Here is a 23,935-nt window from a genome sequence, read left to right as displayed (position 1 = left end):
CCTGTCACGCACGTCCCGCAGGACAAGGAAGGCTTCGGCAGCGTTATATCGCACGAAGAAAATGTGAAATTCATTTTCGAGGAGTCTCGCACCTTCCACTCCAATCAACTTGTCAATGAAGCTCTTTACAAAAATGTTCCCAAAGCAACATTTTAGAAATGAGCCTTAAATTTTCATCATGGCTCCCAGCTAAAGGAGCCATGGTGTATCCATCAAAGGTGAACTTAACATAGTGTAACGAAAAGCAGCTCCAACATTTGACGGAATGTATAATGAAAATTTATTTGAAAGCATGTATAGTAAAAATATTCAGAATTTTAGAATGATTACATAGTGTTCATGGAGAATGTTATTACGTAAGACCAAAATGTACCCTTCCGCTTACATGAAAATCTGTTTCATGCCTCATCGTCGTTCAACATCCATCTTATTGTTTTTTAGATTCTACAACCAATTAAATAAAAGGGGAGATATGATGTCAAACATGGTTAAGATTGGTCTCATTCAAGCTTCCAATGAAGCAGATGGCAATGAATCCGTGTCGGTTCACAAGGAACAGGCGATTGAAAAGCATATCAAACTCGTAAGGGAAGCCGCAGAAAAAGGAGCTCAAATCATCTGTTTGCAGGAGATTTTTTATGGTCCTTATTTTTGTACGGAACAAAATGCCAAATGGTATGATGCGGCGGAAGAAATTCCGAACGGACCGACTACCAGCAGATTTCAGGCATTGGCCCGTGAATTGGGCACCGTGATTGTGCTTCCGATTTATGAAAGAGAAGGGATTGCAACCTATTACAATACAGCTGCAGTGATCGATGCAGACGGCTCCTACCTTGGCAAGTACCGAAAACATCATATTCCACAAGTGAACGTTGGCCATGAAGGCAACGGTTTCTGGGAGAAATATTACTTTAAGCCCGGCAATCTGGGATACCCGGTTTTTGACACGGCGTTTGCCAAGGTAGGGGTTTATATATGCTACGACCGCCATTTTCCAGAGGGAGCTAGACTTCTAGGGTTAAACGGTGCTGAAATCGTGTTTAACCCTTCTGCCACGGTCGCTGGCCTTTCGGAATACTTATGGAAGCTCGAACAGCCGGCTCATGCGGTTGCCAACGGATATTATATCGGAGCGATCAACCGTGTAGGAACGGAAGGTCCATGGAACCTTGGGGAGTTTTACGGACAATCATACCTTTGCGATCCTCGCGGGAATTTTGTAGCCATGGGCAGCCGTGATCAGGATGAAGTGGTCATTGGTGAGATGGACAAGGAATTGATCCGCGAAGTAAGAAATACCTGGCAGTTCTATAGAGACCGACGTCCTGAAACCTATCAGGAAATGACCACGCTTTTGCCTTAATTCCAAAGAATAGAGGGGGCATACAAAATGAGTAACGGAAGCCAAGCGTTTATTTCACTGCAAGCACTTCAGCGAAACTTTGACGAGGTAAGGTTAGGGTTGACTCCAGCGGAAGCCAGGGACGAATCGAACAGGTGCCTGTATTGTTATGATGCTCCATGCATTCAAGCCTGTCCGACCGGGATCAACATCCCGTCATTTATTAAAAAGATCGCATCTGGGAACTTAAAAGGTTCAGCAAGGACCATCATGGAATCGAACCCTGTAGGAGCAAGCTGTGCAAGGGTTTGTCCGACCGAGGAGCTCTGTGAAGGAGCATGTGTACTCAACGACTCCACTAAACCCATCATGATCGGTGATCTTCAGCGCTATGCTACGGATTGGGCGATCAAGAACGAACAGTCATTGTTTAAGGCTGGCGAGAAAAACGGCTTAAAAGTTGCTGTGATCGGCGGCGGCCCTGCAGGTTTGTCATCAGCCCGAGAGCTTGCTCTGCTCGGCTATGAAGTCACCATTTTTGAAGCAAAAGAACAGGCTGGAGGGTTAAATACGTATGGCATCGTTTCGTTCCGCCTGCCGCAAAAAGTTTCATTATGGGAAGTACAGCAAGTTGAAAAACTCGGTGTAGAAATAAAAACGAATACGATGATCGGAAGAGATGTTCAGGCAGCAGATGTTCTTACTGAATATGATGCTGTAGTACTTGCTGTGGGAATGTCGAAGGTACCGATGCTCCGAATTGAAGGAGAAAATCTTGACGGAGTCCACGACGCCATTCAGTTTGTGGAAGACACTAAAACAAAAGAACTTTCTGAAGCCTACATCGGCAAAAGGATAGCCGTCATCGGGGCAGGCAACACAGCTATTGATGCGGCAACGTGTTCCGTTCGCTTGGGAGCGGAGAATGTAAAAATCCTTTACCGCCGGACTCAGGAGGAAATGACCGCATACGATTTTGAGTTTGAATTCGCAAAACAGGATAATGTGGAATTTCGGTGGCTGACCGCTCCAAAACGAATCATTGGAGATGAAAAAGGCCAGGTGAAGCAGCTGGAATGCATCCGCATGCAGCTTGGCGAGCCAGGAACAGACGGGCGAAGAAGGCCGGTTCCGGTCGAAGGATCTGAATTTATTCTGGAGGTTGACGCAGTCATTAAGGCGATCGGGCAGACAAGGTATACCGATCTGATTGAATCCTTTGGGCTCGAACATCAGTGGGGAACGGTTAAGGTCAACCTTGAAACCTATCAAACTTCCAATGAAAAAGTGTTTGCTGCTGGTGATGTTATTTTTGGTGACGGGCAGGGAGAAGCGATGGTCGTTACAGCCGCACAGCAAGGGAAAAGAGCAGCTTATGCGATTCATCAGACGTTAAAGAATTCCATAATTGAGACCGCGTAACCATTTGTTTTTCAATCAAATCACTTAGGAGGGTCTTTATATGGCAGATTTGCGTATTAACCTTGCAGGAATTGAATCACCAAATCCATTTTGGCTGGCCTCTGCACCGCCAACCAATTCGGGGTATCAGGTTCAGCGTGCTTTTGAAGCTGGCTGGGGAGGAGCAGTATGGAAAACGCTAGGTGAACCCATCATCAATACAACCGCCCGTTTTGCAGCTGTTAGTTTTAACGGGAAAAAAGTAGCAGGATTCAATAATATAGAACTGATCACAGACCGCCCCCTCGAAGTAAACCTTAAGGAAATCTATGAAACGAAGAAAAGGTTTCCGAACCATGCCATTATCGCCTCTTTAATGGTAGAACCGAAAAGGGAAAAATGGCACGAAATCGTCAAGCGGGTAGAGGATGTGGGCGTTGATGGACTGGAACTGAATTTTGGCTGTCCTCATGGTATGGCTGAACGTGGAATGGGTGCAGCTTCAGGCCAGCAGCCTGATCTGGTCCAGGCACAGACGATGTGGGCGAAGGAGGCTGCGAGAACGCCTGTCATTGTGAAACTGACACCGAACATCACGGATATTACGGTTACCGCTAAAGCAGCCGTTCAAGGCGGAGCAGACGCGATCAGTATGATCAATACGATCAACAGTTTAGCCGGTGTGGACATCGACACCTGGAATACGATTCCTCATGTTGCTGGCAAGGGAGCACATGGAGGCTATTGCGGACCTGCGGTTAAACCGATCGCCTTAAACATGGTGGCCGAATGTGCAAGGAATCCTTACATCAATGTGCCGATCTCAGGAATCGGCGGGATATCAACATGGCGGGATGCAGTGGAATTTATGCTGATGGGGGCAGGAGGCGTACAAGTCTGTACAGCAGCCATGCATCACGGCTTCAGCATTGTAGAAGATATGATTGATGGCTTAAGCAACTACTTAGATGAAAAAGGAATCTCATCGGTTCAGGAGATTATCGGAAAATCAGTGGAACGTTATTCTGACTGGGGCAACCTGGATCTAAACTACAGGATTGTCGCCCGCATCAACAATGATGTCTGCATCAATTGCAACAAATGCCATATTGCATGTGAAGATACTTCTCATCAATGCATTGATATGCTTACAGATCCTAATGGGCAAAAATATTTGGAAGTCCGAGAAGATGACTGTGTAGGCTGTAACCTCTGTTCGATAGTATGTCCTGAAGAAGGTGCGATCGACATGATTGAACTTCCTCATGAGCAGCCACCGATGACTTGGAACGAACGCCAAACGGTTTTGGCTGGATACAAAGATAATGAACGGGAGGCAGCAAAATGAAAAAAGTGATAAAAAACGGTACAATCGTAACCGCATCTGACACGTTTGTGGCAGATGTTCTCGTTGAAAACGGAAAGATAGCAATGATCGCAAAGAACCTTCCAAGTGAAGGCATGGAGGTGATCGATGCTGAAGGATGTTATATCTTTCCGGGAGGCATCGATCCCCATACCCATCTGGAGATGCCGTTTGGCGGTACGGTAAGCAGAGATGATTTTGAGACCGGTACGATTGCTGCAGCCTTCGGAGGAACAACGACGGTTATCGATTTCTGCTTAACTGACAAAGGGATTCCACTGAAAAATTCCATCGAAACGTGGCATAACAAATCAAAGGATAAAGCCGTCATTGACTATTCGTTCCACCTTATGATTGGGGAAATAAACGAAGAAGTCATGAAGGAGATTCCACAGGTAATAGAGGAGGAAGGCATCACTTCATTTAAAGTATTTATGGCGTATAAGAACGTGCTTCAGGCAGATGATGAAACCTTGTTTAAGACGCTCGTTATGGCAAAAGAACAGGGAGCCCTCGTTATGGTACATGCCGAAAACGGGGATGTCATCGATTTTCTGACTAAAAAAGCGCTCGAAGAAGGGAAGACGGATCCCATCTATCATGGATTGACGAGGCCGCCGGAACTGGAAGGTGAAGCAACTGGCCGTGCCTGCATGATGACAGGGCTGGCTGATTCTCAGCTGTACGTGGTTCATGTATCCTGTCAGGAAGCAGCCGAAAAAATTGCAGAAGCAAGGAGCAAAGGCTACCAGGTTTATGGAGAAACTTGCCCTCAATACCTAGTGCTTGATCAATCCGAAATGGAAAGGCCTGATTTTGAAGGAGCCAAATATGTCTGGTCACCGCCGCTTCGGGAAAAGAAACACCAGGAACCGTTATGGAATGCTTTAAAAAGCGGCCAGCTTCAGACGCTGGGTTCGGATCAATGTTCGTTTGATTTTAAAGGCCAGAAAGATCTTGGCAAGGGAGATTTCACCAAGATACCTAACGGCGGCCCGTTCATCGAAGACAGGTTTTCTGTCCTTTTTTCAGAAGGAGTAAAAAAAGGCCGAATCACGCTCAACCAGTTTGTTGACATTGTTTCTACCCGATCAGCAAAACTGTTTGGTTTGTTTCCTGAAAAAGGAACGATCGCTGTTGGCAGTGATGCAGACCTTGTAATCTTTGATCCGACAAAGGAACGAACTATTTCTGCGCAAACACATCACATGGCCGTTGACTATAACGCGTTTGAAGGAATGAAGATCACTGGTGAGCCGGTATCTGTTTTATCCAGAGGCGAGTTTGTTATTAAAGATAAAACGTTTGTCGGCGAATTGGGAAAAGGCCGTTATATTAAAAGAAAACGGTTCAATGCTGAAGGACAGAAACAGCTGGCGGCGCTTTCCAAATAATCGGTAGTCACACTCTTGAAAAGGAGGATGGGGTATGTCAGCATCACAGGAATATTTTGAGGAAAAGGAAAAAATAGATTTTCTCCTGTATCAGGGATATCAGATTACGAGAGTGTCAGAGAATCTTGATGGTGCCGCAGTAGAGTTTGAACGTACAGGTGCTACGAATCAAGAAAGGGAAGTTCTTCTTCTTCAAACGGCAGATGCCAGAAAGTATTTTTCGTCTATCATGTTTCATCAGCAAAAAAATCTTACACCGGCAGAATAATAGACAAAGAGGTTGTTGAGTCATTTTCAGCAGCCTTTTTGTACGTTGAAAAAGGAGGAATGACTGTGAAAGTTGAACAAATTCAGATCAATAGTGAACGGCTGAATGCCCATTTGCAAGAGTTGGCCGAGATAGGAAAGATCGGGGAAACAGGTGTATGCAGGCCGGCCCTTTCACCTGTGGAAAAAGAAGCCTTTAAACTTGTAAGTACTTGGATGGAAGAAGCAGGTATGTCTGTCAGGATTGATCATTTTGGAAACTTGATCGGCAGAATCGAGGGCAAGGATAGGAAGGCTCCGGTGCTCATGATTGGTTCACATCTGGATTCTCAGCCTTACGGAGGCCGTTTTGACGGGCCTGCTGGGGTTCTTGCCGGCATTGAAGCTGTAGCCACCTTAAAGGAACAGGGAATTACACCAGACCGGCCGATCGAAGTCGTATCGTTTTGTGATGAAGAAGGATGGAGGTTTAACCGAGGCTTGTTTGGCTCCAGGGGTATACTGGGCAAGCTGGATGAAGGAGATTTAAAGCGTAAGGACCAGGATGGAGTTACAAGAGAACAGGCTTTGCGTGATTTCGGCTGTGATCCGGCCAAGTTTCATGAATCACAATATCAGCCGGGAAGCATCCATGCCTTCTTGGAGCTTCATATTGAGCAAGGCCCAGTGCTGGATAAATCTAATCTTCCTATTGGAGTTGTAACTGGCATCTCTGGCCCTTTATGGTGGACGGTCAAACTGAAGGGATTTGCGGGGCATGCGGGTTCCGTTCCTATGGGGATGCGGCAGGACGCTATGCTGGGAGCTTCAGAAATCACACTCGCCCTCAACCGGATCGTCCAGCAGGAACCGGGAGCTCCAACGGTTGGAACGGTCGGGCATGTACAGGTCTTTCCGAATTCAAGAAACATCATCGCGGAAGAAGTAACGTTTACCGTTGACCTCCGTGACATTGATCAAAACCGCCGTGACCAATATGAGAAACAGCTGCGTCAGGAAATTGAGGAGATCTGTCAAAAGTATCAGTTAAACTACGAGATTCAGGAAGATACAAACAGCGAGCCGCGTTATTGTGCCGACTGGATCAAGGAGATTATGCACGACGAAAGCAAAGAGATGGGACTGGAAACACCAGAGCTAATGAGCGGCCCTTTCCACGATGCATTGATGCTCTCTTATGCGTGTGATTACGGCATGATATTTGTCCGCTGCAAAGACGGCATCAGCCATAATCCTGCGGAATACTCTGCGCCTGAAGACCTTGCGAAGGGGACGGAGCTGCTTTATCGGACGATGAGAAGAATGATGTCAGTTAATTGAGAAAAGGCATGCAGGCGTTTAATATCGTCTGCATGCCTTTTGTTTTTTCAGTAGGAGTAAAATTATTAGGAAATCCTTAATCACTAAAAAATGCTTTCGGTTACTTTTCATAATACCTTTGCATCACAAACTTTGAACGATCTCCACGGACAATGCTAGAGGAGAGTTCGATGGGGGATTGTTTGGTTGAATATGTGATGGACTCCAATAAAAACGAAGGGGATCCTACAGGAATGTTTAGTAATTCACTCATTGTTTGATTGGTTAAGATAGGTTCAATTGATTCCATAGATCGGTAGATATCAACCTCAAATTTGGTTCTCAACAATTGGAATAATGAACCTGAACAATCTTCCTGGATCAGGCTAGGAGCAATCTTCCAAGGGATGAACGATGTGGAATGCTGAAGAGGTTCTGTTCCCCCATATCGCAAGCGTACCAGCTTGATGACAGGGTCATCTTCTTTAATCTCAAGAGCTTGAGCCAGAGAGAAATATGCCGGAATTACATCTAAGGTCAGCACTTTTGAATAAGAAACGAGTCCGGCGTCTTTCATTTGCTCAGAAAAGCTCTTAATGCTTTGGGAGAGAGCCTCATTTATCTTAGGCTTGGATACAAAGGTCCCTTTTCCTTGGACCCGATGAATTTTACCGTCAATCTCAAGCTGCTGCAAAGCCAGCCTGATAGTTGTTCGGCTAACATCAAACATCTGGCATAATTCGGATTCCGTGGGCAGCTGACTGCCTACCGGATAGGTTTCATTTTTAATAAGCTCTAAGAGTTTCTCTTTGATCACGTAATACAAGGCAGTTCCAGGGTTTTTATTTATCATATTCTCACTCCGATTAATCTCATACAAAATAGATGTATTCATATGTTACAACAAATTTATTGCCATTTACAAATTTATTTAATAGTTAAAATAATTTATAGGGGTATTTTGGAGCTGCGACGACCACACCAAAGAATTTTATATGGCTTAATTCTTATTAATAATGAGCAAAACCAGTATTATTCAGACACCCTTTTATATAATCTAAAAATTTAGAAAATTCAATTGACAAGAATCATGAAATGAAATAGATTTGTAGTAACAATATAACAAATAAAAGGAAGGGGGATATTTTCATGACCTATGATGTTCTGGTTCAAGGAATCATTTCAACCGATATCATTTTTTCATCCATTCCTAAACTCCCAAAACCAGGAGAGGAAGTATATTGCGGGTCTTTTGAATTTACGTGTGGAGCTGCTTACAACACAGCGGTTGCACTATCAAGATTAGGAATGAAAGTAGCTGTTATCTCTCCTATTGGTAATGATTTTTTAAGCCATTTTATGAAAGAAAGTTTAGAGGCTGAGGGTGTATCTACTTCACTAATGCTAGAAGTAGATCAGCCGTTGCGTTGTTTATCGGTGGCCATTAATTATGGGGGAGACCGGTCGTTTCTTTCCTATCAGGATAACGTGGAAAAATTGAACCTGGCAGATTACGCGAAGACGGTGATTAAAAAGACTGACTCGAAAGTATTACATACCGGCGCGGTAAGTGAGAATATATCCGTCATTGAGACTGCTAAGAAAAAAGGCATGTATATCTCTTTGGATGTCGGTTGGGATGAGGAATGGCTTACGAACCCTCAATTAGACGAACTAATTAAAATGGCAGATATCTTTACACCCAATCAAAAAGAGGCAGAAACGATAACGGGTTTATTGAATCCTCTAGAGGCCATTGAGAAATTAAACAAATATGCTGCCCCTGTAGTCATTAAATTGGGGGAAGAGGGGGCAATTGTAAGACATAAAAACGCCACGAAAAAGATTTTAGGATATAAATGCAGTGCGGTTGATACAACAGGCGCAGGCGATGTTTTCTCTGCCGGACTGTTAACTGGAATTCTAAAGGGATGGTCATTAGATGATTCAGTAAAGCTAGGCAATTACTGTGGCAGCTGTTCGGTGCAAAGTCTAGGAGGAACGACCGGTAGCCCGACCTGGCAACAAGTACAGCAGGATTTTTTTGAGCCCAGTAAATAAAATAGGAGGAATGAATAATGAAACTGACTATTTTAGGCGGTGCTGGTATGAGAACACCGTTATTGATTGAAGGATTGTTTAACCATACAGACCTTGCGTTTAAAGAAGTGACCCTCTTTGATGTCGATGAAGAGCGGCTTTCGATCATGGGGAACATCTCTCGCCATTTGGTAGAGAAACATCAGGGTACTTTTAAATTATCGTTTACAACGGATATCCGTAAAGCAGTACAAGGGGCGGATTTCATCTTTTCTGCTATCCGTGTGGGGCAAGAGGAAGGAAGGGTTCTTGATGAACAAATTGCCCTTAAATATGGCGTTTTAGGGCAAGAAACGACGGGCCCTGGCGGATTTGCCATGGGATTACGGACAATCCCGGTTATGCTAGAATACTCAAAGATTATCAGTGAGGAAGCACCGGAAGCCTGGCTGCTGAATTTTACCAATCCTGCAGGGTTGATGGCACAGGCACTTACTACATATGGAACTCATAAAAAAGTGATAGGAATTTGCGATGCGCATGCTGGAATTAAAAACTCACTATGTAAATTTTTGAAGGTGCCGCACACCGACCTTCAAGTCAATTACTTTGGATTAAACCATCTCGGATGGGTACCTTCTGTTTATGACAAGGGAGTGGATCGTCTCCCCGAGATCCTTGATAATTATGATCATCTCTCCCGTATTTCACATACCTTCCGCTTTTTCGAACCAGAATTAATTCAAAACATGGGGATGCTGCCGAACGAATACCTCTATTACTTTTACTACTCTGATCAGGCGGTAAACAACATTAAGCAATCCAATCAGACAAGGGGACAGCAAATCGTAAAGTTAAATCGGCCTCTCCTCCAGAGAATTTCAGAACTCGTCCATCAAGGACGAATGGAAGAAGCTTGGAGTGATTATCAACAAACTTTAGATGCAAGGGGGAGCACCTACATGTCCAGGGAGACAACAGGACAAGTTCACGATGTTCACGAGCAAGAGGAAACCGTTGAACTTTCCTTTGAAGAAGAAGGATATGAAGGTCTGGCATTAAACATTATCCGAAGTATTGCAAATAACAAGCAGCAGGTCTTAACGTTAAATGTCCCAAACAAGGGTACCATTGCCCAGCTTCATAAAGATGATGTAGTTGAGGTTCCATGTCTTGTTAATAAAAATGGTTATTTCCCATTAAGTATTGGGGAGGTACCGGACTTTGCTCTTTCCTTGATCCATCCGGTGAAAACGTATGAACGATTAGCCGTTGAATCTGCCGTAAAGGGGGATTATCAAGCGGGTGTTAATGCTTTAACGGTTCATCCTCTTGTTCCATCATTCACATCTGCCAAGGCGATGATGGATGACTATCTTGAAGCCCATAAAGAACACCTCCCTCAATTTAGGGGCAAAAATATAACGGTTTAAGGCAGGAGGAGAAATCATTGAATGTGTTTATGAAAGAGGTAGCTGAACAGCCTCAAGCTTTAAAGGATACCCTTGAAGCCAACAGGGGCAATTATTTGTCCCTGGATCTCAATCGCCCGTTGCTTTTTACGGGTATGGGCAGCTCATTAGCAGCAGGAGAGTTGGCAGCCCTTTTTTTGAACGCAAAGGGTTATCCTGCAGTAGCAGTGGACACCTCTGAGCTCCTCCACTATCAAATACCAATGCTGAAACACTATCAACCCATCTTTGTTTCACAAAGCGGAGAATCGTATGAAGCCTGCCGGTTAGCCGCTACACTTTCAGAATATACCGCGATTACGAACACACCACAAAGTACCCTGGCTCAAGGTGCGTCTCAAGTTTTTTATACCGCAGCTGGAAAGGAAGAATCAATCACTGCGACAAAAACATTTACCTCAACAGCTGGTTTATTGCTTCACTTGTGCTCTCAGTGGGTGAATGCACCGTTAGAACAAGCGTTATTCCAAGGGGTTTCTAAATTGGAGACAGCTATTAAAGAAGAGGAGATTAGCAGCCGGATAGGTAATTTTCTATCCGAAGACCGACCACTGTTTTTGCTTGGCCGTGGTCCTAGTGTCATCACCTCTGATCTAGGTGCCCTTTTATTAAAAGAAGCGGCTAGAATGCAAACTGAGTCATTATCGCTGGGACAATTTCGACACGGACCGTTTGAATTGCTGGCGGATTCTTTTCAATGCATTCTGTTTAATCCAAAAGGAACTACAGAGGCGCTAAATCATAATTTTGCGATTGAAATTGCTGAGTTAGGGGGCATGGTAGTTTACGTTTCAGATCAGGTGTTGACTCATCCGAATGTGCTGTCGATCCAACTGAATTCAATTGATGAATTTGTCAGCCCTTTGATTTATGCCTATGTGGTTCAAATGGCAACCGCAGCCCTAAGCCAGAAGAAAGGTTTGTTTCTCGGCCAAGCCACACTTTTATCAAAAGTGACAACGAAAGAGTAAGGATTAACATTTATTTAAAGGGAGGGTCTATGTTGAAAAGAGGTAAAGTTCTTTTTCTGTTATCATTGATTTTTATCTTGCTGACCGGATGTAATGCAGCACCACCTACGAGTGGAGAAAAAGGTGAAGCGAAAGATGAGAAGCTGAGCTGGAACAACAAGAAAGACCTAAAAGGGGAAGAAATCACCCTATTATGGGTAAATACTGACGGTGAAAATGGTCCTCGAGGAAAAATATTAAAAGAATTTACAAAAGACACAGGTATCAAAGTTAAAGAGATTGCGGTTGATTATAATTCACTTTATAACAAAATTACAACAGCGGTACTTTCCAACTCTGCAGATATAGATTTAGCTGAGATGGATACCATTTGGGCAGGTCAATTTATGGAAGGTAAGATAGCGTTTGATTTAGCCGATTCGGTACCAAAAGATGTTCAAAAGAAATACACTCAATCGTCTTTAAGTTCTGTCATGTATAAAGATCAACTTGCCGCTGTACCGTTTTTTTCAAGTACCAAACACTTCTATTGGAACAAAGAGCTTCTTGCGAAAGCAGGATATAATGCGCCTCCTAAAACATGGGATGAATTTAGAGAAATGTCTAAAAAAATTACAAAGAATGGGGTTTATGGTTCTGCATGGTCTTGGAAACAAGCAGAAGGATTGAATTGTGACTTTGTCAGCTTAGTATATGGTTTTGGCGGTAAGTTCTTTGATGAAAATGGAACCCCCGTTTTTAATAAAAGCGGAGGATTGAAAGCGCTTCAATTTATGGTCGACCTTGTTCAAAAAGATAAAACGGTGGATCCTGCGAGTATGCAGTGGAGTGAAGATGATGTGAAAAACGCGTTTGCTGCTGGAAAAATTGCTATGATGACGAACTGGGAAGGAATGTATCCGGATTTGAATGATCCATCCAAATCCAAAGTGATGAATAAAACGGATGTAGGGCTAATGCCAGGAAACGGAGACGTAGAGTCAGCCGCAGTAACGGGATCTGAAGGCATCTCATTAATGAGAGATAGTAAACATAAACAAGCAGCGCTTCAATTCTTAAAATGGATGAGTACCAAACAATTCCAACTTCCGATGTTTGAGCAAGATGGGATGTATCCAACATTGGAAGGGTTGTATGACGATCCCGAGCTCAAAGCAGCAGACAAAACCAAAACAGTGGATAAGATTATGAAGCAATATCAATATGGGCAAAATCGTCCGAACGCTCCGGGTTACGTGGAATGGGCTGACATTTTATCCGCAGAAATCCATGAAGCTCTCTTAGGCAAAAAATCACCAGAAGATGCTTTAAACACCGCAGCAAAAAATATCGAAAAAGCCATTGAAGATGCAAAATAATAAACGAGAAGCGGTTGGATACTAACCGCTTCTTCTTTCGCAGGAGGCTCGCGATGGAAAAATCGACTGGAAAGTTAGTGAATCCGAGGTTAATGGGCAGGAAACAGAGAAAAGAAATACTTTTTGCTTTTGTCTTATTGTTTCCAACCTTCTACATACTCTTTAAGACCTTTTTGTTCCCCATTTACCAATCGCTTGTCTGGAGTATGTACAAGTATCATATGCTGGATGGTTCTGACGTTGTATTTGTGGGTTTTGGTAATTTTATTGCGCTATTTAACAATCATGATTTTTGGACCGCGACGTATTTTACCGGTTACTTTACGGTGATTTCAACCGTTGCCGAATTAGTATTGGGCTTATTTAGTGCTTTATTGTTAAATCAAATGTTCCGGGGAAGAGTATTTTTTCGAATGATAATTATTATTCCTTGGGCGATGCTGACTTTAGTAAATGGCTTGCTATGGAAATGGATTTTCCAGCCAGGGAACGGGTCGTTTACGATTATTCTTAAAAAAATACATGTGCTGAGCGCGAGTGAAAATCCACTCTGGCTGGCAGATGCTCATAATATTATCAATTCCGTTGTAGTAGCTGACGTTTGGAAAATGACACCCTTTATGACGTTATTATTATTGGCGGGTTTACAAGCAATTCCATCATCTCTGTATGAAGCAGCGATGATGGATGGAGCGGGTTTTTGGAAAAAGCTTTGGTATGTGACCATTCCTCAGTTGTTTCCGATATTGATGATTGCGGTAGTCCTTCGTACGATAGCTGCTTTTCGTGTGTACGATATTTTAACGGTTTTTACAGGCGATCCGACTACGTCGATCTCGTACCTGACGTTCAATAAAGCCTTCCGTTATTTTTACCTTGGAGAAGCTTCCGCCATGGCTTGGGTCTCTACAGCGATCATCTTAGTATTTATTGTTTGGTATATACGATTGTTAAAGAAAAATTCTCATGAGTTTTAAAAGGAGGGGCTACGATGTTCGAACCAACGATAGAACAAAGCACAGTCAGGAATGAAGTGAAACCAGCCGTCAAAGTTAAGTCTAAGTTATTTAAGACAAAAAGCACGGACCTTATTCCTCCCTTCTATTTGTGGAGTGGCTTAATCTTGCTGGCTATTTTCACATTGGCGCCTTTTATTTATCTTTTTACGTCTTCAATCAGTAAAACCGAAGAGCTCCTTAGCGGACATTTAATTCCTCATTCTCCGACATTAGAAAACTATTACAAACTTTTTACGGGGAATGGGGCGGGCGAATTTATAGCTGCCATGAAAAACAGTGTGATCGTTTCATTAGGCACAACTATGCTAACCTTGTTTTTGGCCATCTTTGCATCTTTTGCCTTTTCAAAGGTGAAATTTCCTTTTCGAAATTCTGCTTTATTTACTGTCCTTGCTATGCAGCTCTTACCTTCGATTTCAATTATTGCTCCTCTGTATGTAATGATGAGAAACGGTATATCCATTACTATTCCTTTTACTAGTTTTATATTGTTTCAAACTCCACCGCTGCTGGATACCGTTTGGTCTTTAATTATTTCTTACACTACCTTTTCCCTTCCGTTTGCCATTTGGATCATGACAGGTTACTTCCAAACCATTCCGAAAGCCTTGGAGGAAGCCGCAATTATTGATGGGTGTTCTCGTATCGGTACCTTGTTTAGAATTATTGTCCCTTTAGCGATGCCAGGAATTGCCGCAACGGCAATCTTTACGTTGTTATTAGCATGGGATGAGTTCATGTTCGCAAGTGCCTTCACACAAACCTTTGCATCGAAGACGCTTCCGATCGCCATCCGAGAATTTATCGGTAAGCACAGCATTGATTGGGGACTAATGACGGCTGGCGGTTTTATTGCCTCCTTACCTCCGGTTTTGGTCTCGGTATTCCTCTACAAATACATTGTTGGAGGCCTTGCAGGTGGGGGTGTGAAAGAATAATGGGAACGATTGTGATGGGTGTTGATGGGGGTGGAAGCAAAACCCAGGCCGTCATCGTTGATCAGCATGGACAAATTATTGGGAAGGGGTATTCTGGTTGTTCCAATTATCAAGTCAATGGAATCAAAAAAGCGTTAACTAATGTGCAAGAAGCGATTTCACAAGCGATGGAGGAAGCTGAAATCAGTTATAGTGACATCTCTTTTGTACAGTATGGATTGGCCGGGGCAGACCGTGAAAAAGATATTCGACTGCTTAAATCAGCACTCGCTACATTTCCCTTTGCTAAATGGAACTTGGTATGCGACACGATGGAAGGATTACGGCTAGGAAGCTCTTCGAATACAGGAGTGGTTCTGGTGTGTGGGAGTGGCACCAACGCATCTGGCCGAAATCAACAAGGAAAAGTTGTCCAAACCGGTGGTTTTGGATATCTCTATGGAGATGGAGCTGGAGCAGGTGGAAACGCGCTAGCAATTGAAGCCTTCCGATCGGCCATCCGTTCCTGGGAACTCCGAGAAATACCGACTATTCTAACACATCGAGTTCCATGTTATTTTGGCTTTAGCAGCATGGAAGAGATGTGGAATCAATTCTTAGATGATGGTGTGACCAAAGTAACCGGCGATTTGGCTATTGTACTTCATGAAGCCGCAATGGACGGAGATCAGCTCTCGATAAGGATATTAAAACAGATGGGAAAAGAATTAGGATTAGCCGCAAGTTCCGTTATAAAAAGACTGGGCAGTTTACCTGCACCCATTCCCATCATTTTGACCGGCAGTGTGGTGCAAAAGGGGAAAAACCTTTATGTATTGGATTCTTTAAAACAGATCATCGAGAATGAAGGGCATTCCATTCAGCTCGTTATACCCGAAATGGATCCGGTATTTGGAGCTGTTCTACTCGCAAGGGATCAATTAGGATTACCGACATCAACGGATGTTTTAAACCAATTGGAGAAAGGGTGGAAATATCATGAAGAGCGGGCTTAAAGTAGCAGTAATTGGAGGGGGATCGTCGTATACGCCCGAACTGATTGAAGGATGTATCGAGCGGTATGAGGAGTTTCCAATTCAAGATCTTTATTTAGTGGATATTAAAGAGGGGCAGGGAAAATTAGAGATTGTTGGAAACCTTGCTAGAAGAATGATTGAAAAGGCGGGTGTACCCATCAATCTTGAGTTAACACTCAATCGAGAGGAAGCCATAACCAATGCCGATTTCGTCATTACTCAACTTCGAGTGGGAATGTTAGATGCGAGATCCAGAGATGAAAGGATTCCTTTGCGATATCAGTGTATCGGCCAAGAAACTACAGGTGCAGGCGGGTTTGCCAAAGCACTTCGCACCATACCGGTTATCCTCGATATCTGTAAAGATATCGAAAAATTCTCTCCAGACGCGTTTCTCATTAACTTTACAAATCCCGCCGGCATGGTAACCGAAGCGGTCAATAAATATGCCAACGTTAAAACGATCGGGCTTTGCAACCTCCCGATTAACACAAGAAAGCAGTTCGCTGCATTTTTTGATGTCGATGCATCTGAGGTGGAAATTGAGATGGCTGGCATCAATCACTTGAATTGGACCACTAAAATTATGGTAAGAAACAAAGATGTGACACAATCTTTTCTAGACGAGATACCTGGTAAGCAGGGGTTTACCATGAAAAATATCCCCGACATAGAGTGGGACCGTGATTTTCTACTATCCTTAGGGTCATTTCCTTGTGGGTATCACCGTTACTATTATAAAAAAGACGAGATTCTTCAGCAGCAAATTCAGCAATTAAAGGATGAAGGTACTAGAGCGGATGAGGTGAAAAAGGTGGAGGTAGCCTTATTTGAAAGGTATAAAGACCCTAACCTTTCCATCAAGCCACCTGAACTTGCTCAAAGAGGCGGAGCTTATTACTCAGAGGCCGCGGTAAATATCATGTCTTCCATCTACAACAATAAAAAGGACATCCAAACGGTCAATGTCCAGAACAATGGAATCCTCGCCTGTCTTCCTTCTACGGCCTCCATTGAAGTAAACTGTGTGATTGATCAACAAGGGGCCCGTCCTATTCAGCTTTCAACGGAGATTGATGCAAGAATACGCGGCTTGCTTCAGGTGGTAAAAGCCTACGAAGAATTGGCTATTGAAGCTGCTGTTCATGGGGATTACTCATCGGCACTGATGGCCCTTACCACCCATCCACTGGTTAAGAGTGCTTCGGTTGCTGAAAAGATCCTTCGAGATATTTTGGATGAAAACAAAGACTACTTACCTCTATTTTTCTCAGAAAGTAAAACGATTTAAGTTATCTATTTAATCTGCTAATGAAGTGATAGTGCAAAACACACTAAAGGAGGAGGAACATATGACGCAATTGTTATGCAAACCAGAAAAAAGGGAGATTGCTTCAGGAGTAACCATTGTTCATGAAGTAAAAAATGAGGTTTCTCCTTTGCAGTATGTTGAACTTAAAATTATAGAATTAGCGCCAGGTGCTAAATATACTGAAATCTTAAATGATAAAGAATGCTGCATCGTTGCTTTGAAAGGGACCATAAATGTTAAGGATCAGAAGAATACATTCACTAAACTTGGTACCCGTAAGAGTGTCTTTGACAAGATTCCTACGGACAGTGTGTATATATCCAATCAGCAGCGGTTAGAAGTAGAAGGAGTGAAGCCTGCGCGCGTGGCTTTATGTTATTCGCCTACGGAGAAGGTTCTACCTACCAAATTAATTAAAGCTGAGGAAAATGAAGTAGAGAATCGAGGCAGCCGTAATAATCAGCGTTTGGTTCATAATATATTACCTGATTCCAACTCAGCAGCTCATCGTTTGTTGGTAGTCGAGGTTTATACAGAGAGCGGCAATTGGTCAAGTTATCCTCCTCATAAACATGATCAAGATAACCTGCCAGAGGAATCTTTATTAGAAGAAACGTATTACCACGAAATTAATCCACCACAAGGCTTCGTGTTTCAGCGTGTTTACACCGATGATCGTTCGCTCGATGAAACCATGACCGTTGAAAACGGCGATGTTGTTTTGGTGCCGGAAGGGTATCATCCAGTAGGGGTTCCCGAGGGATATACCTCTTATTATTTAAATGTTATGGCAGGCCCAAACCGTATTTGGAAATTTCATAATGATCCGAACCACGAATGGATATTAGAACGCTAAATAGCTGGAAAGGAGTGGGGAAATGAAAGTTGAGTTTAGTAAAAACAGAGAATTTGATATTATCGCCATTGGACGAGCCTGCATTGATCTAAATGCTACGGAGTACAACCGCCCGATGGAAGAAACCATGACCTTTACGAAATATGTAGGGGGATCGCCTGCTAATATTGCCATTGGCAGCTCGAAATTAGGCCTGAACGCTGGTTTTATTGGTAAAATTTCAGATGATCAGCATGGACGCTTCATTCAGCAATACATGAACCGAATGGGCGTAGATACATCCAATCTGATCATTGATAAAGAAGGACATAAAACAGGTTTGGCTTTTACCGAGATTAAAAGTCCGGAAGAGTGCAGCATCCTCATGTATCGTGAGGATGTAGCCGATTTATACTTAGCACCCTCTGAAATTAGGGAAAGTTACTTAAAACGATCAAGTATTCTTTTGGTCTCAGGAACCGCTCTGTCAAAAAGCCCTTCAAGAGAAGCCGTATTAAACGCCATTCAATTAGCGAAAAGAAATCATGTTTTGGTTATTTTTGAATTGGATTATCGGCCATACACTTGGAAATCTCGTGAAGAGACATCCGTATATTACTCATTGGTGGCTGAACAGTCCGATGTAATTCTTGGTACAAGAGATGAGTACGACATACTTGAAAACAAGCCAAACGGCAAAAATAAAGACACGATCCAATATCTATTTCAACACTCGCCTGGATTAATTGTGATAAAGCAAGGGGTTGAGGGATCGTTTGCTTATACCAGAGAAGGAGAAACCTATAAGGGGAAAGCTTATCCAACCGAAGTGTTAAAAACATTTGGTGCAGGGGATTCTTATGCTTCCGCTTTCTTATATGCTCTCATCAAAGGCAAAGGTATTGAAAGCGCTTTAAAATATGGGAGTGCCTCTGCTTCCATTGTAGTTAGCAAACACAGTTCTTCTGATGCCATGCCAACCGTACAGGAAATCGAACAGTTCATTAGAGAAAAGGAAAGTCCCTTAAATGAATCAATCCATGTAAAGGGGTGAATGAAAATGAGAACCATAAGGTTAACAACAGCACAAGCACTAATAAAATTCTTAAATCAACAGTATCTCCATGTGGATGGCAAGGAATTTCATTTTGTTGAAGGTATTTTTACTGTATTTGGCCATGGAAATGTCCTTGGGATTGGGCAAGCTTTAGAACAAGACGCAGGACACTTAAAAGTGATTCAAGGTAAAAATGAACAAGGAATGGCACATGCGGCAATTGCCTTCAGCAAAGAAATGTTACGGCAGAAAATCTATGCTGTTACGACTTCCGTCGGGCCTGGATCCGCCAATTTGGTGGCTGCAGCGGGAACGGCACTATCCAATAATATTCCGGTGCTTTTCCTGCCTGCTGATACGTTTGCCACCCGTCAACCCGATCCTGTTCTTCAGCAGGTTGAACAAGAGTACAGCGCAGCAGTCACTACCAATGATGCCCTCAAGCCGGTCTCAAGATATTGGGATCGAATTACCCGTCCTGAACAATTAATGAGTAGTTTACTCCGAGCATTTGAAGTGATGACAGACCCTGGTAAGGCAGGTCCAGCCACCATTTGTATCTCTCAAGATGTTGAAGGAGAGGCTTATGACTTTCAAGAAGCTTTTTTTGAAAAACGAATCCACTACCTCGACCGCCAGTTACCGACGGAACGTGAGCTGACAGGTGCGGCAGAGTTAATTAAGATGAGCGAAAAACCTCTAATCATTGTAGGTGGGGGAGCTAAATATTCTCAAGCCCGTGATGTCTTAATCGCTCTTTCTGAAAAACATGCCATTCCGATAGTAGAAACCCAAGCTGGAAAATCGACAGTAGAATCTACTTTTATAAACAATCTAGGTGGAATGGGTGTTACCGGTACCTTGTCGGCGAATAAAGCGGCACAACAGGCGGATCTCATTATTGGGATAGGGACACGATATACCGATTTTGTGACGTCTTCCAAAACGGCGTTCAGTTTTGATCAAACGAAGTTCCTTAACATTAATGTGAGCCGTTTTCAAGCATATAAACTAGATGCTTTTCAGGTGGTAGCTGATGCGAAAACAACGTTAGAGCAGTTGATGCCTATGTTGGAAGGTTACCGCAGTAATTTTGGTGAGGACATCCCCTGCCTAAAAGAAGAATGGCTGGCAGAGCGTCACCGCTTAAGCCAAGTAAGTTTCAATCGAACAGAATATGATCCGGAAATTAAAAATCATTTCTCTCAAGTGACACTTAACGAATATGCGGCTGCGCTTGAAACGGAGTTTGCTCAAACGACTGCATTAGTAGCCATCAATGACACCATTGATCCTGCCAGTTATGTTATTGGTTCCGCAGGATCACTTCCTGGAGATTTGCAGCGCTTATGGCGCTCGGAAGTCCCCAATACTTATCATCTGGAATATGGATACTCATGTATGGGTTACGAAGTATCTGGTGCGCTGGGGATCAAGTTGGCCCATCCCTCTCAAGAAGTCTATGCCATGGTTGGGGATGGGAGTTTTTTAATGCTCCACTCTGAATTAATTACAGCTATTCAATACAATCAAAAAATTAATCTGCTTCTCTTTGATAACTCAGGGTTTGGCTGTATTAACAATCTACAGATGGATAACGGAGGCGGAAGTTACTTTTGTGAATTCAGAACATCGGACAACAGGATCTTAAACATTGATTACGCGAAAGTCGTGGAAGGTTATGGCGCGAAAACCTATCGAGTGAACAATAAAGAGGATCTAATCCATGCCCTTGAAGATGCAAAGCAGCAAACCTGTTCGACGCTGATTGAAATTAAAGTATTGCCGAAAACCATGACTGCTGGATATGAGGCCTGGTGGAATGTGGGAGTTGCTGAAGTATCCAATAAAGAAAGTGTGCAGCAAGTCTATGATGCAAAACAGAAGAAACTGCAGGAGGCAAAACAATACTAAAAAAGGAGACCCAAGATGGAGAATCAAGGTATCTTTTGGGGGATTGCCCCTATAGGCTGGCGGAATGATGATCTGCCGGAAATTGGTGCAGAAAACACCTTGCAGCACCTGCTGAGCGACATTGTTGTAGCAGGCTTTCAAGGAACAGAAGTCGGAGGTTTTTTTCCTGAACCGGAAGTATTAAATAAAGAACTTGCACTTCGTAATTTAAAGATTGCAGGGAAGTGGTTTAGTAGTTATATCATTCGTGATGGTTTGAAAAGTGTTATTTCTGCGTTCCATGAACAATGCCAATACCTGCAGGAGGTTCATGCGGATGTGGCAGTTGTATCGGAGCAAACCTGCAGCGTTCAAGGAGAAGATACAAATGTCTTTCAGAATAAGCCAGCTTTTACAGATCAAGAATGGAGCGTATTATGTAAGGGGCTTAATACTCTAGGCGAGATAGCGACAACGTATGGATTACGCCTGGTTTACCATCATCACATGGGTACCGGAGTACAGACTTTAGCTGATATTGACCGACTTTTAGAACATACAGATCCACATTTTGTACATTTACTATACGACTCCGGCCATATCTTTGTTTCCGATGGAGATTACCTCACATTGCTTCACAAACATATTGACCGGATAAAACATGTTCATTTTAAAGATGTAAGAAAAGATACTTTACAGGAATGCAAGGAACAGGGGAAGTCATTCCAACAATCGTTTTTACATGGTCTGTTTACGGTACCTGGCGATGGATGCATTGATTTTACAGAACCCTATCAGACGCTAGTAGAACATGGTTATCAAGGGTGGATTGTCATTGAGGCTGAACAAGATCCCTCCATTGCTCATCCATTGGAGTATGCCTTAATAAGTCGTAAGTACATTGATGAAAAGCTTCTAATCAAAAAGGAAGAAAAGATGGTATGAACCTAAAGTATACAACAAGTTTCTGAAAGAACTTGTATCTTCAGCTTTATTTCGTGTATTTATGTTTAAATACTCTATTACTAGGATTTGATTTTTCAAGGAGGGTTAATTGTGACGTTAAAATTTGGTGTAATTGGGACTGGTGCAATTGGCAGGGAGCATATCAATCGAATCACCAATACATTATCTGGCGGTAAAATTGTGGCAGTAACCGATGTAAATAATGAAGCCGTAAAAAGTGTTATAGATGAATTTCAATTGGATGCAGCTATCTTTCCAGACGATCATTCAGTGATCAAGGATCCTAATGTAGATGCAGTGCTTGTAACAAGCTGGGGACCGGCCCATGAGCATAGTGTAATGGCGGCTATTGAAGCAGGAAAGTACGTCTTTTGTGAAAAGCCATTAGCTGCGACAGCAGAAGGCTGTCAAAGAATTGTACAAGCAGAAATGAAACAAGGGAAACGATTGGTTCAAGTGGGCTTTATGCGCCGTTATGATTCTGGGTACGTAGAATTAAAGCGAGTACTGGACAGCCATGATATTGGGGAGCCATTAATGATTCGCTGTGTGCATCGTAATACCAGTTCAAATGAAAATTACACCTCTGATATGGCAGTATCAGACACACTCATCCATGAAATAGATGTTCTTCACTGGCTGGTCAATGATGAATATCAATCTGTTCAAGTGTTTTTTCCAAAAAAGACCAAACATGCTTTAGGGCATTTAATTGACCCGCAGATTTTTATACTGGAGACCAAAGCTGGAATTGTCATTCAAGCTGAGGTTTTTGTAAATTGCAATTATGGATACGATATTCAGTGTGAAGTAATTGGGGAAGACGGTGTTGCACATCTTCCGGAAGTATCGAGTGTAGTTACACGAAAAGAAGGTAAAAGAAGCACAGAAATATTAGTAGATTGGAAACTTCGATTTCAAGATGCGTATGATAAAGAGCTTCAAGACTTTATGGATTCTATCAGGAAAACAGGAAAACCCAACGGTCCCTCATCATGGGATGGTTACATTGCTGCAATAACTTCGGACGCCTGTTTAAAAGCTCAGCAAACCGGTGAGAAGGAATTGATCCAATCTGTTGAAAAACCTGTTTTTTACCAAAATACACCCCAACTCTCTTTTAAACAGACTTAAAATTCTAGTGTTGAAATGCAGCTTCAGATCGACTGGTTGATTATTTAGGCGTTGTTGAAACCATCACTTAAATTGTTAAAAGCCTAGTAGAAGAAAAAGATAAGAAATGGAAAAGGGGCTGACAAATTAAAATGTCAGTCCCTTAACTGGTTTGTAGACTCATGCTTATTTTAACAGCACTTGAACTTTTGTTGCCGGCTGTGTCTGCAGCGTAAACATAAACATTGGTACCCGCTTTTTGCAGTTTTGATGAAATTTGCTTAAAAGTAAGACCGTTTTCGTTTGGTTCCATCTTAATTTTCTATTAAGCATTCATGCACTTTTTTAATATCCAAGATGGTTTGCAGATGCATGCCCTCGTGAAAAGTCGTCCAAAGAAGGACTTGTTCAAGGGTATCCATCCCCTGGTTTTGTTCAAATACTTCTTCTAATCTATCACCATATGTTTCCTTAATATTAGCAATTTGTCCTTTAAGTAACTGCTTCAATTCTTCTAAGGAAGGTGTTTCAGCAGTAAAGTTATCTGGAGAAGTGCCCCATCCAAACCATTCATTAAATTACTTAGGGAAACCAACCTCTTCCTTGGTTAAATTCTCGATCCAAGCATATTGTTCCACGAAAACATGGCCGAGATTCCATCGGATATTATTTTTAAAGCCTTTAGGGACAATCTCCGCTACCTCCTCAGTGACATTTGCCACTTTTAGCAGGTAGTTTCTAATGCCTTCTAATTGTTTGAAAAAAACCTCGTGACGCTGTTTCATTTGCGATTCCTCCTTTAATTCATATAGCTTATTATTCAGTTGCGCTGTATTATTTTCCTTTTTAAAGTGTAGTAGAATTCTCACAGTA

At 42.7% G+C, this 23,935-nt stretch carries 22 protein-coding genes; 19 read left to right on the top strand and 3 right to left on the bottom strand.

Going from position 1 to position 23,935, the window contains the following annotated elements; genetic code table 11:
• Positions 1 to 475 precede the first annotated feature (475 nt).
• The 6 genes from LCY76_RS12495 to LCY76_RS12470 are packed head-to-tail and all read left to right on the top strand — an operon-like array spanning position 476 to position 7,093.
• Positions 476 to 1,366 (top strand): nitrilase-related carbon-nitrogen hydrolase, encoded by an 891-nt coding sequence (locus LCY76_RS12495; protein ID WP_248252918.1) that lies wholly within the window; start codon positions 476 to 478, stop codon positions 1,364 to 1,366.
• A 27-nt stretch (positions 1,367 to 1,393) separates the two neighbouring features.
• On the top strand, positions 1,394 to 2,767 hold the full coding sequence (locus LCY76_RS12490; RefSeq protein ID WP_248252917.1) for an NAD(P)-dependent oxidoreductase: 1,374 nt from the start codon (positions 1,394 to 1,396) through the stop codon (positions 2,765 to 2,767).
• A 40-nt stretch (positions 2,768 to 2,807) separates the two neighbouring features.
• Positions 2,808 to 4,094, top strand: coding sequence for an NAD-dependent dihydropyrimidine dehydrogenase subunit PreA (gene preA, locus LCY76_RS12485; protein WP_248252916.1), 1,287 nt, complete (start codon positions 2,808 to 2,810; stop codon positions 4,092 to 4,094).
• A complete protein-coding gene (hydA, locus tag LCY76_RS12480; protein ID WP_248252915.1) occupies positions 4,091 to 5,506 on the top strand; it encodes a dihydropyrimidinase in 1,416 nt (471 codons plus the stop codon). Before preA ends, hydA begins: the two co-directional genes overlap by 4 nt.
• A 34-nt stretch (positions 5,507 to 5,540) precedes the next feature.
• On the top strand, positions 5,541 to 5,774 hold the full coding sequence (locus LCY76_RS12475) for a hypothetical protein (protein ID WP_248252914.1): 234 nt from the start codon (positions 5,541 to 5,543) through the stop codon (positions 5,772 to 5,774).
• Between the two features lie 59 nt (positions 5,775 to 5,833).
• On the top strand, positions 5,834 to 7,093 hold the full coding sequence (locus LCY76_RS12470; RefSeq protein ID WP_248252913.1) for a M20 family metallo-hydrolase: 1,260 nt from the start codon (positions 5,834 to 5,836) through the stop codon (positions 7,091 to 7,093).
• A 100-nt stretch (positions 7,094 to 7,193) separates the two neighbouring features.
• Here the strand turns inward: LCY76_RS12470 and LCY76_RS12465 are convergent, their stop codons facing one another.
• Complete coding sequence (locus LCY76_RS12465) at positions 7,194 to 7,925, bottom strand: GntR family transcriptional regulator (RefSeq protein ID WP_248252912.1); 732 nt, start codon at positions 7,923 to 7,925, stop codon at positions 7,194 to 7,196.
• A 296-nt stretch (positions 7,926 to 8,221) separates the two neighbouring features.
• Between LCY76_RS12465 and LCY76_RS12460 the strand changes: the two genes are divergently transcribed.
• From LCY76_RS12460 to iolG, 13 genes are all read left to right on the top strand, one after another.
• Positions 8,222 to 9,133 carry a carbohydrate kinase family protein gene (locus LCY76_RS12460; RefSeq protein WP_248252911.1) on the top strand — a complete coding sequence of 304 codons (912 nt, stop codon included), beginning with the start codon at positions 8,222 to 8,224 and terminating at the stop codon, positions 9,131 to 9,133.
• Between the two features lie 17 nt (positions 9,134 to 9,150).
• Positions 9,151 to 10,545, top strand: coding sequence for a 6-phospho-beta-glucosidase (locus LCY76_RS12455; protein ID WP_248252910.1), 1,395 nt, complete (start codon positions 9,151 to 9,153; stop codon positions 10,543 to 10,545).
• 29 nt (positions 10,546 to 10,574) lie between these two features.
• Positions 10,575 to 11,555: an SIS domain-containing protein gene (locus tag LCY76_RS12450; RefSeq protein WP_248254664.1), complete on the top strand. Its 981-nt coding sequence runs from the start codon at positions 10,575 to 10,577 to the stop codon at positions 11,553 to 11,555.
• Positions 11,556 to 11,587: 32 nt separating this feature from the next.
• The gene (locus LCY76_RS12445; protein WP_248252909.1) at positions 11,588 to 12,913 is read left to right on the top strand and encodes an extracellular solute-binding protein; all 1,326 of its coding nucleotides are present in this window, start codon (positions 11,588 to 11,590) and stop codon (positions 12,911 to 12,913) included.
• 53 nt (positions 12,914 to 12,966) lie between these two features.
• Positions 12,967 to 13,890, top strand: a complete 924-nt coding sequence (locus LCY76_RS12440) for a carbohydrate ABC transporter permease (protein WP_248252908.1) — start codon at positions 12,967 to 12,969, stop codon at positions 13,888 to 13,890.
• A gap of 56 nt (positions 13,891 to 13,946) precedes the next feature.
• Positions 13,947 to 14,870: a carbohydrate ABC transporter permease gene (locus LCY76_RS12435; protein ID WP_248252907.1), complete on the top strand. Its 924-nt coding sequence runs from the start codon at positions 13,947 to 13,949 to the stop codon at positions 14,868 to 14,870.
• Positions 14,870 to 15,865 carry an N-acetylglucosamine kinase gene (locus LCY76_RS12430; protein ID WP_248252906.1) on the top strand — a complete coding sequence of 332 codons (996 nt, stop codon included), beginning with the start codon at positions 14,870 to 14,872 and terminating at the stop codon, positions 15,863 to 15,865. The genes LCY76_RS12435 and LCY76_RS12430 overlap by 1 nt, the downstream gene beginning before the upstream one ends.
• Positions 15,849 to 17,177, top strand: coding sequence for a 6-phospho-beta-glucosidase (locus LCY76_RS12425; RefSeq protein WP_248252905.1), 1,329 nt, complete (start codon positions 15,849 to 15,851; stop codon positions 17,175 to 17,177). The genes LCY76_RS12430 and LCY76_RS12425 overlap by 17 nt, the downstream gene beginning before the upstream one ends.
• 61 nt (positions 17,178 to 17,238) lie before the next feature.
• Positions 17,239 to 18,054: a 5-deoxy-glucuronate isomerase gene (iolB, locus tag LCY76_RS12420; protein ID WP_248252904.1), complete on the top strand. Its 816-nt coding sequence runs from the start codon at positions 17,239 to 17,241 to the stop codon at positions 18,052 to 18,054.
• A gap of 22 nt (positions 18,055 to 18,076) precedes the next feature.
• The gene (gene iolC / locus LCY76_RS12415; RefSeq protein WP_248252903.1) at positions 18,077 to 19,087 is read left to right on the top strand and encodes a 5-dehydro-2-deoxygluconokinase; all 1,011 of its coding nucleotides are present in this window, start codon (positions 18,077 to 18,079) and stop codon (positions 19,085 to 19,087) included.
• Between the two features lie 6 nt (positions 19,088 to 19,093).
• On the top strand, positions 19,094 to 21,004 hold the full coding sequence (iolD, locus tag LCY76_RS12410) for a 3D-(3,5/4)-trihydroxycyclohexane-1,2-dione acylhydrolase (decyclizing) (RefSeq protein ID WP_248252902.1): 1,911 nt from the start codon (positions 19,094 to 19,096) through the stop codon (positions 21,002 to 21,004).
• 15 nt (positions 21,005 to 21,019) lie between these two features.
• Positions 21,020 to 21,928 carry a myo-inosose-2 dehydratase gene (gene iolE, locus LCY76_RS12405; RefSeq protein WP_248252901.1) on the top strand — a complete coding sequence of 303 codons (909 nt, stop codon included), beginning with the start codon at positions 21,020 to 21,022 and terminating at the stop codon, positions 21,926 to 21,928.
• A 111-nt stretch (positions 21,929 to 22,039) separates the two neighbouring features.
• Positions 22,040 to 23,083: a bifunctional inositol 2-dehydrogenase/D-chiro-inositol 1-dehydrogenase gene (iolG, locus tag LCY76_RS12400; RefSeq protein WP_248252900.1), complete on the top strand. Its 1,044-nt coding sequence runs from the start codon at positions 22,040 to 22,042 to the stop codon at positions 23,081 to 23,083.
• Between the two features lie 293 nt (positions 23,084 to 23,376).
• Here iolG and LCY76_RS24045 read toward each other — a convergent pair whose 3' ends face one another.
• A complete protein-coding gene (locus tag LCY76_RS24045; RefSeq protein ID WP_336606256.1) occupies positions 23,377 to 23,571 on the bottom strand; it encodes a hypothetical protein in 195 nt (64 codons plus the stop codon).
• A gap of 69 nt (positions 23,572 to 23,640) precedes the next feature.
• Positions 23,641 to 23,847, bottom strand: coding sequence for a DinB family protein (locus tag LCY76_RS24040; RefSeq protein ID WP_336606255.1), 207 nt, complete (start codon positions 23,845 to 23,847; stop codon positions 23,641 to 23,643).
• Positions 23,848 to 23,935: the final 88 nt, after the last annotated feature.

The sequence above is a fragment of the Fictibacillus marinisediminis genome, assembly GCF_023149135.1.
In the GTDB taxonomy this organism is placed as follows: Bacteria; Bacillota; Bacilli; order Bacillales; family Fictibacillaceae; genus Fictibacillus_C; species Fictibacillus_C marinisediminis.
The sequence above is the reverse complement of the archived record's forward strand: the minus strand, read 5'-3'. Positions and strand labels throughout refer to the sequence as shown.

What these genes read in the sequence shown, in the direction of transcription:
- LCY76_RS12495 (WP_248252918.1), top strand. Translation starts at nt 476, where the DNA reads ATGTCAAACATGGTTAAGATTGGTCTCATTCAAGCTTCCAATGAAGCA.
- LCY76_RS12490 (WP_248252917.1), top strand. Translation starts at nt 1,394, where the DNA reads ATGAGTAACGGAAGCCAAGCGTTTATTTCACTGCAAGCACTTCAGCGA.
- preA (WP_248252916.1), top strand. Translation starts at nt 2,808, where the DNA reads ATGGCAGATTTGCGTATTAACCTTGCAGGAATTGAATCACCAAATCCA.
- hydA (WP_248252915.1), top strand. Translation starts at nt 4,091, where the DNA reads ATGAAAAAAGTGATAAAAAACGGTACAATCGTAACCGCATCTGACACG.
- LCY76_RS12475 (WP_248252914.1), top strand. Translation starts at nt 5,541, where the DNA reads ATGTCAGCATCACAGGAATATTTTGAGGAAAAGGAAAAAATAGATTTT.
- LCY76_RS12470 (WP_248252913.1), top strand. Translation starts at nt 5,834, where the DNA reads ATGACTGTGAAAGTTGAACAAATTCAGATCAATAGTGAACGGCTGAAT.
- LCY76_RS12465 (WP_248252912.1), bottom strand. Translation starts at nt 7,925, where the DNA reads ATGATAAATAAAAACCCTGGAACTGCCTTGTATTACGTGATCAAAGAG.
- LCY76_RS12460 (WP_248252911.1), top strand. Translation starts at nt 8,222, where the DNA reads ATGACCTATGATGTTCTGGTTCAAGGAATCATTTCAACCGATATCATT.
- LCY76_RS12455 (WP_248252910.1), top strand. Translation starts at nt 9,151, where the DNA reads ATGAAACTGACTATTTTAGGCGGTGCTGGTATGAGAACACCGTTATTG.
- LCY76_RS12450 (WP_248254664.1), top strand. Translation starts at nt 10,575, where the DNA reads ATGAAAGAGGTAGCTGAACAGCCTCAAGCTTTAAAGGATACCCTTGAA.
- LCY76_RS12440 (WP_248252908.1), top strand. Translation starts at nt 12,967, where the DNA reads ATGGAAAAATCGACTGGAAAGTTAGTGAATCCGAGGTTAATGGGCAGG.
- LCY76_RS12430 (WP_248252906.1), top strand. Translation starts at nt 14,870, where the DNA reads ATGGGAACGATTGTGATGGGTGTTGATGGGGGTGGAAGCAAAACCCAG.
- LCY76_RS12425 (WP_248252905.1), top strand. Translation starts at nt 15,849, where the DNA reads ATGAAGAGCGGGCTTAAAGTAGCAGTAATTGGAGGGGGATCGTCGTAT.
- iolB (WP_248252904.1), top strand. Translation starts at nt 17,239, where the DNA reads ATGACGCAATTGTTATGCAAACCAGAAAAAAGGGAGATTGCTTCAGGA.
- iolC (WP_248252903.1), top strand. Translation starts at nt 18,077, where the DNA reads ATGAAAGTTGAGTTTAGTAAAAACAGAGAATTTGATATTATCGCCATT.
- iolD (WP_248252902.1), top strand. Translation starts at nt 19,094, where the DNA reads ATGAGAACCATAAGGTTAACAACAGCACAAGCACTAATAAAATTCTTA.
- iolE (WP_248252901.1), top strand. Translation starts at nt 21,020, where the DNA reads ATGGAGAATCAAGGTATCTTTTGGGGGATTGCCCCTATAGGCTGGCGG.
- LCY76_RS24040 (WP_336606255.1), bottom strand. Translation starts at nt 23,847, where the DNA reads ATGAAACAGCGTCACGAGGTTTTTTTCAAACAATTAGAAGGCATTAGA.